The organism is Aliikangiella aequoris, from assembly GCF_053709105.1.
The window spans coordinates 1,148,060-1,159,133 of record NZ_CM132298.1 but is presented as its reverse complement, the minus strand read 5'-3'; the positions used below and the strand labels follow the sequence as shown (position 1 = coordinate 1,159,133).

Below are 11,074 nucleotides of genomic sequence, written 5' to 3'. Positions count from 1 at the left end.
GATAGGGGTAATACAAAGACGCCGCGTCATCTTACCGATAACACGGCGCTCAATTGCTAAACTAATGGAACTAAATTTCCATTAGCTCCTTTTCTTTCTCAGCAGCAAGCTCATCCACTCTTTTAACATGTGCGTCTGTGAGCTTTTGCACGTCGTCTTCGCCGCGACGTTCTTCGTCTTCACTAATTTCTTTCTCTTTTTCTAACTCTTTTAATGTTGAGTTAGCATCTCTACGAATATTGCGAATCGCAACCTTAGCAGCTTCCGCTTCGTTTCCAACAACTTTAATTAAATCTTTACGACGCTCTTCAGTCAGCGGAGGTAATGGCAGACGAATTAAGTTACCCGCCGTATTCGGTGTTATCCCAATATCAGACTCCATAATGGCTTTTTCTATTGGCGCAATCATTGACTTTTCAAATGGCTGAATAGTTAAAGTTCGCGAATCTTGTACCGAAACGTTTGCCGCTTGATTTAATGGCGTATTAACACCGTAATAAGAAACGCTCAAATGGTCAAGAAGGCTGGGATGTGCTCTTCCCGTACGAATTTTTTGCAACGAAAGTTTAAAAGCTTCTATGCTTTTGTCCATGCGAGTGTTCGCATCTTGTTTTATTTCGTCTATCACTTTTTTAGCTCCGTAATTGCAAAGTTAAAAAACTCGCCTTAATCGCGAGTGATGAGGGTACCTTCGTTTTCTTTTAATACTGCATTCACTAATACGCCCGGCGATTGCATGTTAAAAACTCTAATCGCCATATTATGATCTCTCGCCAAACAAAACGCGGTTAAGTCCATAATGCCTAATTGCTTTTGCAGTGCTTCATTATAAGTTAAATGTTCGTACTTTACAGCGCTAGGGTCTTTAACCGGGTCTGCTGAATAAACGCCGTCAACTTTAGTTGCCTTTAAAACAACGTCGGCATCTATTTCAATTCCGCGTAAACATGCTGCAGTATCGGTAGTGAAAAATGGATTACCTGTACCGGCGGTAAATATGACCACCTGCCCAGTTTTCATATATCTTAAAGCGGCTCTTCGGTCATAGTCTTCACAAACGCCAGTCAGCGAAATAGCCGACATAACTCGCGTACCAACACGAATTCTTTCTAGAGCGTCTTGCATAGCCAGCGAGTTCATTACAGTTGCAAGCATCCCCATATGGTCACCAGCGACTCGATTCATACCCGCGTTGGCTAATTTTTCACCTCTAAACAAGTTACCGCCGCCGATAACAACGCCTACTTGAACACCTTTTTCAACTAGTTCGCTGATTTCGGCAGCAATTCGATCGAGGATCGAAGGGTCTATACCATACGGCTCTGCACCCATAAGGGCCTCTCCGCTTAATTTAAGCAGAATTCTAGTGCGATTCTTTTTAGGTGCAGAACTTGGCATGGCTTATTCTCCTTTAACTTGTGCCATTACTTCTGAAGCAAAATCTTCTTCTTTCTTTTCGATTCCTTCGCCTACTTCAAAACGAACCATTGACGTTACGCTTGCGTTAGCTTGTTTTAAAAGCTCGCTAACAGTTATCGAAGGATCTTTAACAAAAGGCTGGCCTACTAGGCTGACTTCTGCAGCAAATTTGCGCATACGGCCAACAATCATTTTTTCAATGATTTCAGCAGGTTTACCGCTTTCTTGTGCTTGTGCAGTAAAAATCTCTTTTTCACGATTATAAACATCTTCAGAAATGTCTTCTGGGTTTACAAATTGTGGGTTAGTTGCAGCTGCATGCATCGCAATATCTTTAGCTAGCTCAACATCGCCATCTTTCAGTGCAATAATAACACCGATTCGGCCACCGTGAATATATGACGCTAAAGCACCGTCAGTTGCTTCAACAATTTGAACACGACGCACACTAATGTTTTCACCAATTTTAGCAACTAAGTTAGTACGTGCTGCTTCCACTGTGTCACCAGATGCTAGAACAACAGCGTTAAGCGCTGCAACATCAGTAGTTTTGTTAGCTAATGCTGCATCTACAACGTTATTAGCAAACTCTTTAAAGTTTTCGTCGCGAGCAACAAAATCAGTTTCAGAGTTAACTTCTACTATTGCGGCTACTTTACCATCATCACTAGACTTAGTAATAATGACACCCTCTGCGGCGATACGGCCAGCTTTTTTCTCAGCTTTAGCAGCACCAGATTTACGCATATTGTCAATTGCAGTTTCAATATCGCCATTAGTTTCTACTAAGGCTTTTTTACATTCCATCATGCCCGCGCCAGTTCTTTCGCGCAGTTCTTTTACTAAAGAAGCAGTAATTGCCATTTCTTTCTCCAAAAAATATGAGCGTTGAGCCATTTGATTTAACCAAGCTAGCTTGCTGGTTAAGTTAATTTCAAATTGGCATAAAATAGGGGGCACAGCCCCCTACTCTAAATAACAAAGTAAGCGAGTTACTCTTCTGCAGAAGCTTCTTTTTCTTCTTCTACAAATTCATCGCTTGAATCTTCAGCAGGTGCTGTAGCTACACTTTGGCGACCATCAATAATGGTATCAGCCGCTGCTGACAAATATAATTGAATAGCACGAATAGCATCATCATTACCTGGGATAACATAATCTACGCCATCAGGGTTAGAGTTACTATCAACAACAGCAACAACAGGAATACCTAACTTGCGTGCTTCAGAGATTGCAATGTGCTCATGGTCAGCGTCGATTACAAAAATTGCATCAGGAAGTCCGCCCATATCTTTAATACCACCGATACTGGCTTCTAATTTTTCCATTTCGCGGCTTAATAAAAGCGCTTCTTTCTTGGTTAGTCTTTCAAAAGTACCATCTGCACTTTGCTTTTCTAACTCTTTTAAGCGGTTGATTGACTGACGGATAGTCTTATAGTTAGTTAACATACCACCTAACCAACGCTTATCAACGAAGAACTGACCACAACGAGTCGCTTCTTCTTTAACAATTTTACTTGCACTACGCTTAGTGCCTACAAACAATACTTTTCCTTTACGTGCAGCAACTGAACTGATGAAGTTCATTGCGTCTTGGAACATAGGAAGAGACTGCTCTAAGTTGATAATATGAATTTTGTTACGAGCGCCGAAAATGTACGGCTTCATTTTTGGATTCCAGAAACGGGTACGGTGACCAAAATGAACGCCCGCTTGAAGCATATCACGCATTGTGACTTTTGCCATTGTATAAACTCCTGATTTTTAAGGGTTTTGCCTCCGCTACTCCCAAATATCAACCTTTAATAAACAAACTATTAAAAGCACCCTGATATCTGTGTCGAACAGCGTGTGGATTAGGTGCAGGCGACATTGCCATACACGGCGCGCTTTATACCATAAAACGCTTATTTAGAGCAATAAAAATAGCTAACTAGCTAGCAATTTCATAGATTAGGACTCATTTCACCCAGATCGCAGGGCAAGATTAAATCGAATCGTCTGTTTTAACCTTAGTTTTAGTCTTATCTCAAGCAAGGCTTTTTAAGGTTTAGTGCAAACAGAGAAAAAGAAAAGGCGCCCTAAGACGCCTTGGTGTGCAACAACGTTTTGTCTCTTGTTGATTCGTTAGTGAAGGCTCTGGCTAAACAACCTATTTAAGGCTGGCGGCTGCGCTGACACTACTTTGCACAAGAATTAATAGTTCCCGTAATGCCACTGAGAACTTAGCAAACTCATGGTGACTGCTTGTTCTAAAGTCCGCCAACATTTGCTGCCAACGAGCGAGTAAATTTGCATTCTCGATTATCCAGTTAATAATTCGCTCTTCTGCATCTTTAGAGCGATTAGTTAACTGTAATACGGCCACAGTAAGACTGCGTTGTTGCCAGTCTAAGTCTTCTCGGAATGTAGCTCGCGCGAAGGCCTGCCAATGATTATCGACTGGTTGCAAGTTGATTTGCTCTAAGAACCAATGGAGTTCTAGCTTGGCACCCAATTTAAAGTAAACTTCTGCAACCAGCGAAATATCATGCTTAGTTTGTTTCGCCATTTCGACAATATCAAGACCAGAAAACATCGTACTTAAATAACAAACTCGCTCAGCTAGTTTGGTAGGCACACCTAGCTCAGTCCATTTGTCGACATGCTTGCGAATAGATTTGTTCTCTTTTTTGTCTAGCACTTTGTGAATGCTCTTTTCTAATTCAACAACGCCATCTTTAAAGAAGTCGATACTCTCAATAATCTTTAGATTTTTACGTTTGTGACGTAAAAACCACCGAGTGCAGCGACGGCTCATACGTTGCGTTTGGTATATCATGTCATGCTTAACGCTGGCGGGAATAGAGTGATCTAACGACTCAATTTGTTTCCACAATCCAGGAAGGTCAAACACTTCTTTGGCAATAGTAAAGCAAGTTGCAACATCTGCGGGGTTTGCACCGGTTTCATCTATAGCTCTAAATGCAAAATTACTACCCAAATAATCAACCATTTCATTGGCGAGTTTCATGGCAATAATTTCATCTCGTAATGGATGGCTTTGCATTTGGGTCACAAACTTTTTGCGCAGCGGTTTAGGAAAGTAGTTTACCAATACAGTATTGTAAAAAGGTTCATTCGCTACTTCTGGAACTCTTAAATCTTCTTTAAGTACCATTTTCCCGTAGGCGGTTAGCACCGCAATTTCTGCCCGTGTGAGACCTTTATTTTGTGCTAATCGTTCCAGCAACTCTTCATCGGTTGGCAAGAACTCTAGTTCGCGATCTAACTTTTCTTCTTTTTCTAACCAATGGATAAAGCGCAATAGCTCTTTTACCATAGTGGCAGAGCGCTGCTCACTCACACTAATAGACTGTGCTTGCAAAAAGTTTTCCCTTAACACTATTTCGCTAACTTCATCGGTCATACTTGCCAGCAGTTTGTTTCTGCGCTTTAGCGTCATTTCACCTGCAAGTACCATTTGGTTAAGTAATATTTTAATATTTACTTCATTATCAGAGCAGTTAACGCCGCCAGCATTGTCAATAAAGTCAGTATTTGCGCGACCACCATTCATCATATATTCAATACGGCCAAGCTGAGTAACACCTAAGTTGCCCCCTTCACCAATGATTTTACAGCGTAGCTCTTCCCCATTTACCCTTAGATTATCATTCGCTCTATCGCCCACTTCATTATTAGATTCGTGTTTACTTTTTACATAAGTACCAATGCCGCCATTCCATAAAAGATCAACTTTAGACTTTAAAATGGCATTAATAAGGTCGTTCGGTGATAGTGCTTTTTCTTCAAGGTCGAGCAACTGACGAATTTCTTTCGACAAGGGAATACTTTTTGCGCTTCTAGAAAAAATGCCGCCGCCTTTAGAAATAAGCTTAGCGTCGTAATCTTCCCAGCTAGAGCGGGGTAAGTTAAATAACCTTTCTCTCTCAACAAAGCTTTTTTCAGGGTTAGGGTTAGGGTCAATAAATATGTGCATATGATTAAAAGCAGCGACTAGTTTAGTGTGCCGCGAGCACAACATGCCATTTCCAAAGACATCTCCAGCCATGTCTCCAACACCAACGGCAGTAAAATCTTCATTTTGACAATCAACACCCATTTCCATAAAGTGACGCTTCACCGATTCCCATGCACCTTTTGCAGTAATTCCCATCTTCTTATGGTCATAACCCACACTGCCACCTGAAGCGAAAGCATCACCTAGCCAAAATCCATACTCTTCCGATATGCTATTAGCAATGTCCGAAAAAGTTGCGGTACCTTTATCAGCTGCGACAACAAGGTAAGGATCATCAGAATCTTTACGAACTACGTTGACTGGAGGGATTAATTTAGATTCTACTAAGTTATCAGTGATATCAAGCAGTGCACTAATAAAAATTTTATAACAGGCAATTCCTTCCGCCATAAATTCTTCTCGGCTTAGTCCAGACAAAGGACGTTTACACACAAAGCCGCCTTTAGCACCAACTGGAACTATGACCGAATTTTTTACTTGTTGTGCTTTAACCAAGCCTAAAATTTCAGTTCTAAAATCTTCGCGTCTATCCGACCAGCGCAATCCACCCCGTGCAACCTTGCCTCCTCTTAAGTGAACACCTTCTACTCTTGGTGAGTAAACAAAAATTTCAAACATAGGTGCAGGCTTAGGCATATCTGGAATTTTGGCAGGGTTTAGTTTAAGAGAGATATAACTCTTAGGCTGCTCTGACTTATCCAGTTGGAAAAAGTTTGTTCTTAACGTGGCCGAAATAAGCTCTAAATATCGATTGAGAATTCTATCTTGGTCTAATATGGCAACACTATCTAAAGCGCTAATGATTTTGTCTTTAATATTTTTCTGTTTAACTTTGCTGCGTTTCATTGACGGATCAAAGTTAAGGTAGAAATATTCAACTAGCATACTTGCAATATCAGGGTAAGCAGCTAAAGTTTCTTCAATATAGTTTTGCGAAAAGCTCGATCCCAATTGCCACATATATTTAGCATAAGCTCTTAATATGGCGATTTCACGCCAGCCTAAAGAAGCCGATAACACTAGGCGGTTAAATCCGTCGTTCTCTGCTTCGCCGTTCCATATACTTGTAAATGCCGACTGAAATTTTTGCTTGAGCTTTTCAAGCTTTAGATCAGTACTACCTGGATGTAGCATGACATAATCACTAACCCAACGCTTCACGCCATTTTCTGGCTTAATTTCGTAAGGCTTTTCACCAATAATATTCAACCCCATATTTTCTAGCATTGGAATAATTTCAGATAATGGTTTAGGGGCATCTCTAAAAAATAGTTTAAAGCGGAGTAGATCAGCATCATCTTTCTCATCCCGATATAAACGCATGCTCAGTGCATTTTTATCAGTTAAAGACTCCATATGCTGAATATCATTTACTGCAGTTTTTACTCGAGTATCGTCTTGGTAACCCACAGGAAAACGGTTAGTATATCGAGCCGCAATTCTTTTACCTTCATTTTCACCAAACTCTTTTATTAATGTTTGTTTGAGCGAATCTTCCCAAGAGCGCGTAGCAAGTTGAAGCTTACGCTCTAATTGAGCCAAATTAAATTTAACGGTTTCTGCGTTTTCAACCGGAACAATAAAATGAATACGCGCTAATATTGACTCAGAAAAAGTCGTGGTAAACTGAGGTTCAGAAATAGCACCAAAGGTTTTCTTTAACAAGTTAGTAATCTTGATTCTAATTTTGGTCGTGTAGACCTCTCGTGGAACATAAATTAAGCACGAGAAAAACCGGCCATAGGGATCTCGTCTTACAAATGCTCTTACAATAGGACGCTCTTGGATTTGTAAAATACCAATTGCCGACTCATATAAATCATCAACTCTAATTTGAAAAAGCTCATCTCTGGGGTAGGTCTCAAGAATATTTCTTAAAACTTTTAAATCGTGCTCAAGCTTTGTTAACCCTGAACGTTTTTGAACCGCTTGAATCTTCTGCCTTAAAACGGGAATGCTCATAGGATTCAGGTTGTATGCAGCCGATGTATATAACCCGATAAAGCGATCTTCTCCAATAATCTCGCCTTTTTCATTGACTCGTTTAATGCCAATATAATCGATATGTGCGGGGCGATGAACTCGACTAACCGCACTTAGCTTAGTTAAAACCAATAAATTTTCTGAATTTAAAATAAGGTTACGTGCCCCTTTGGGCAAGTCACTTAATGAATAAGCTTTTGGCTTCCAGTTTTGTTTGGTTTTAAGACCAAGGCACGCACTTTCTTGCGGAACTAATCGGACATCTTTATTGGTTTTTTGAAGCTCGTAATAGGTATAGCCTAACAATGTAAAGTGATTACCACTAATCCACTCTAAAAAATCTTTACATTCTATATTCTTTTCGTTGACTAACTTTTTAGGCAAATGGCTTAACCGCTGTATCACTTCGCCTAGTCTTTCTTTCATAGGTCCCCAGTCTGCAACCGTAACCCTTACATCAGAAAGCACTTCTTCTAAGTTGAGCTTAATTAGCTCGTGTTCGTGATCATCTAACTGACGATCAATTTCTAAATACATGGGTGTAATACTGCTTGCTGGCGCTTTGGGATCTGGCCGTGCAACGCTAGTAATTTTTCCGCTTTTATTGCGCTTGATATCTAAAGGAACATGAATGTGCAATTGTATATTAATACCCATTCGATTGAGTTCCATTCGCACCGAATCAACAAGAAATGGCATGTCTTTGTGCACCAGTTCTATTACCGAGTGACTACACCAGTTTATATCATCACCGGGAGAGTAAACTCGCACATGACATTCGCCTTCACTTTTTTGCATATAGCCCCAAAGGCTTTCAATTGAGCTAAAAAGCGCTTCTGCGGATTTTGATTCTATTTCGACACTGGCTATTCCTGAACAAAAATGGTGGGCAAAGTCAGTAACTAATTTAGCTTGCGGCTTACTAAATTTAGACTCAATTAAATGGACAACATCTTTAAACAGTTTTGATTGATGTATTTTATGGTCGAAAGACATAATATTTCCTTTAAAGGCAACTAGCTAAAAGGCGATTCAAGTGACGAATTATTGCCATTTTGTTCGGTAAAAGTTGAATTAAGTGTGGTAGAAAAAACACAAGATTGCCAACAAAAAGCCTGCAGATAATGATTTAAATCTAGATTTAAAGAATTAAAGGTCATTTTTTTAGTCATTGGCCAGTTTTTGGCAATTTGGTTGAATAAAAGAACTGCGCCAATTGTAGGCGAAAGAATTTCAGGAAGCACGCACTAAATGCATAAAAAACGCTTTTTTTTATGCATTGCGTAAAAATTATGGGTAAAGCAGCGACGCTACGGTTTATTAACTTTAGCGTCGGTACAAGAAGGCGGCTAATGCGGGTAATAAAATCACCGCACCCAGCATATTAAATAGGAACATAAAGGTTAAAAGAATTCCCATATCAGCCTGGAACTGAAGCGCAGACATCAACCAAGTACTCACACCAATCGCTAATGTGATACCAGTAAAAAAGACCGCATTACCGGTTAAATTGAGCGTTTTTAGAAAAGCCTCTGAAATAGATTCCCCCGCTCTAATAAACACAATCATGCGAGAGAAAATATAAATACCATAGTCAACCCCTATGCCAACTCCTAAGGCGACCACGGGCAAAGTCGCTACCGTTAATCCGATGTCGAGTATGGTCATTAAGGCTTGTGCCATTACAGAAACAATTGCGAGCGGAATAACAATACATAATGTTGAGCGAATTGAACGAAAGCTCACCAAGCAAAGTAAAATCACAGCCGCATACACCCAAATAAGCATCGGGATTTGTGCTTCTGATACAGCTTCATTAGTGGCAGCCATAACGCCTACAGGGCCGGTAGCTAAGCGGAATTTTATATTTTCGAACTGATGTTTTTCTGTATAAGCCTTGGCAGCGTCTACCACTTCTTGAATAGTTTCTGCTTTATGGTCTTTGGTAAAAATAAGAATTGGAATAACGCTACAGTTACTATTAAATAACCCGCTACTCGTTTCTAAATACCTTATCGACTGAACTAAAGTAGCTTGCTCTTGCGGCAGTATTCGCCATTGCAACGCACCTTCATAAAAGCCGGCGTTCAATATTTTTGCGACCGAAGGTAAACTGATTGCAGATTGCACACTCGGCAAGTTTTCAATGTGCCATTGAAACTTGTCAATCTCATTCATAATTGAGTACTGAGTACATCCATCGGGGATAGTTTCCGCGATAATCGAAATCATGTCTGTCCCAATGGAGAAGTTGTCGGTTACAAATTTGGTATCTTTGTTATAAACAGAGTCTTGTTTTAGCGCGGGTGCACCAGCGTGCAAATCACCTACTTTCATGTTACGCGCAAACATTAACGATACGACAACAATTATACCCGCAACAATTAAAGTTTTGGTTGCGGTTCTGGGGTTAGCAAAGCCAGAAAAGAATCGCCAAAGAACCGCTTGACGCTGACTAGACTGTTCAACTTTAGTGGCAAAGTTATCTGGAAATTTCGCAAAAGAAAGCAGCACAGGTAATAAGACTAAGTTAGTTAATATTATCACCGCGACACCTAAACTTGCGGTTATTGCGAGTTCTTTAATGATATCGATCTTAATAAATAGTAATGTTAAAAAGCCTATAGTGTCACTCAATAAGGCGATCATACCCGGAACAAATAGGCGGCAACAAGCGGCATAAGCAGCGCTTTTAGGGGTGCTTCCGGCAGCGACGTTTTTACCCACCGCATTAATCATTTGAACCCCGTGACTCACTCCAATCGCAAACACCAAGAAGGGCACCAGAATTGACATAGGATCGATGCCAAAGCCAAATAATGTCAACAGTCCAAGTTGCCATACAACCGCAATTACCGAGCAAGCTAACGGCAAAACGGTTAAGCTGACTGAATTAGAATATAAAAACACCAATATCGCAGTAATGACTAAAGCCACGCCAAAAAATGCCACCACTTGCTTGGCGCCATTACTTACATCACCAATCATTTTAGAAAAGCCGATAATATGAACTTTAATTTGCGGATTAGAAGACTCTATAGTTGATCTAATTTGTTCAAGCTGGTCCGCTACGGCAACTAAGTCAGTTTTTTGTTTGGTTTTGGGGTTAATTGACAATAGCTGAGCACTAACCATGGCCGAAGCAAAATTATTGGCGACTAAACGCCCCACTAAACCAGCTTTTAAAACATTGCTTTTTACCAACTGAAGCTGCTTTTCAGATCCGTCGAAACTCGCGGGAATTACCGGTCCGCCAACCATGCCATCTTCTACCGCTTCAACAAAGCGTGTGTTAGGGGTAAACAACGAACTCATTAATGGTTCAGAAATACTATCAATTGAGGCAACTAAATCAGTAGCTTCACTTAAAGAGTTAAAAAACGTAGGATTAAAAATGTCGCCACTGGTATCTTCAAGTACAACCAGCACTCGGTTTGCTCCACCAAAGTGCTCTTGGTGCTCAATATAAGTTTGCATATACTCATGCTGAAGCGGAATGTTTTTCTCAAAACTAGCATCAACCTTGAGTTGCGAGGCAAATCCAAGCATACCAATGGTGATTAAACCAAAACACCATAAAATAACTTTTCTATAGCTAAAAATAGTTTTGTCAATTAAAGCTTCAAAATTGAACCGACTCATCAAT

6 protein-coding genes are annotated in these 11,074 nt (G+C 40.3%); all 6 read right to left on the bottom strand.

Annotated elements, in window-relative coordinates:
• Positions 1-70 precede the first annotated feature (70 nt).
• Positions 71-628, bottom strand: coding sequence for a ribosome recycling factor (gene frr / locus ACUR5C_RS05115; protein WP_454467284.1), 558 nt, complete (start codon positions 626-628; stop codon positions 71-73).
• 38 nt (positions 629-666) lie between these two features.
• Complete coding sequence (pyrH, locus tag ACUR5C_RS05110; RefSeq protein WP_454467283.1) at positions 667-1,398, bottom strand: UMP kinase; 732 nt, start codon at positions 1,396-1,398, stop codon at positions 667-669.
• A gap of 3 nt (positions 1,399-1,401) precedes the next feature.
• Entirely contained in the window at positions 1,402-2,283 is an 882-nt protein-coding gene (gene tsf, locus ACUR5C_RS05105; protein WP_454467282.1) for a translation elongation factor Ts, read from the bottom strand.
• Between the two features lie 128 nt (positions 2,284-2,411).
• Entirely contained in the window at positions 2,412-3,167 is a 756-nt protein-coding gene (rpsB, locus tag ACUR5C_RS05100) for a 30S ribosomal protein S2 (protein WP_454467281.1), read from the bottom strand.
• Positions 3,168-3,573: 406 nt separating this feature from the next.
• Positions 3,574-8,424 carry an NAD-glutamate dehydrogenase gene (locus ACUR5C_RS05095; protein WP_454467280.1) on the bottom strand — a complete coding sequence of 1,617 codons (4,851 nt, stop codon included), beginning with the start codon at positions 8,422-8,424 and terminating at the stop codon, positions 3,574-3,576.
• Between the two features lie 330 nt (positions 8,425-8,754).
• On the bottom strand, positions 8,755-11,070 hold the full coding sequence (locus tag ACUR5C_RS05090; protein WP_454467279.1) for an efflux RND transporter permease subunit: 2,316 nt from the start codon (positions 11,068-11,070) through the stop codon (positions 8,755-8,757).
• Between the last annotated feature and the right edge of the window lie 4 nt (positions 11,071-11,074).

Bases quoted from the DNA above. Each gene is read 5' to 3' on its own strand.
- pyrH (WP_454467283.1), bottom strand. From the start codon at position 1,398: ATGCCAAGTTCTGCACCTAAAAAGAATCGCACTAGAATTCTGCTTAAA.
- tsf (WP_454467282.1), bottom strand. From the start codon at position 2,283: ATGGCAATTACTGCTTCTTTAGTAAAAGAACTGCGCGAAAGAACTGGC.
- rpsB (WP_454467281.1), bottom strand. From the start codon at position 3,167: ATGGCAAAAGTCACAATGCGTGATATGCTTCAAGCGGGCGTTCATTTT.
- ACUR5C_RS05095 (WP_454467280.1), bottom strand. From the start codon at position 8,424: ATGTCTTTCGACCATAAAATACATCAATCAAAACTGTTTAAAGATGTT.
- ACUR5C_RS05090 (WP_454467279.1), bottom strand. From the start codon at position 11,070: ATGAGTCGGTTCAATTTTGAAGCTTTAATTGACAAAACTATTTTTAGC.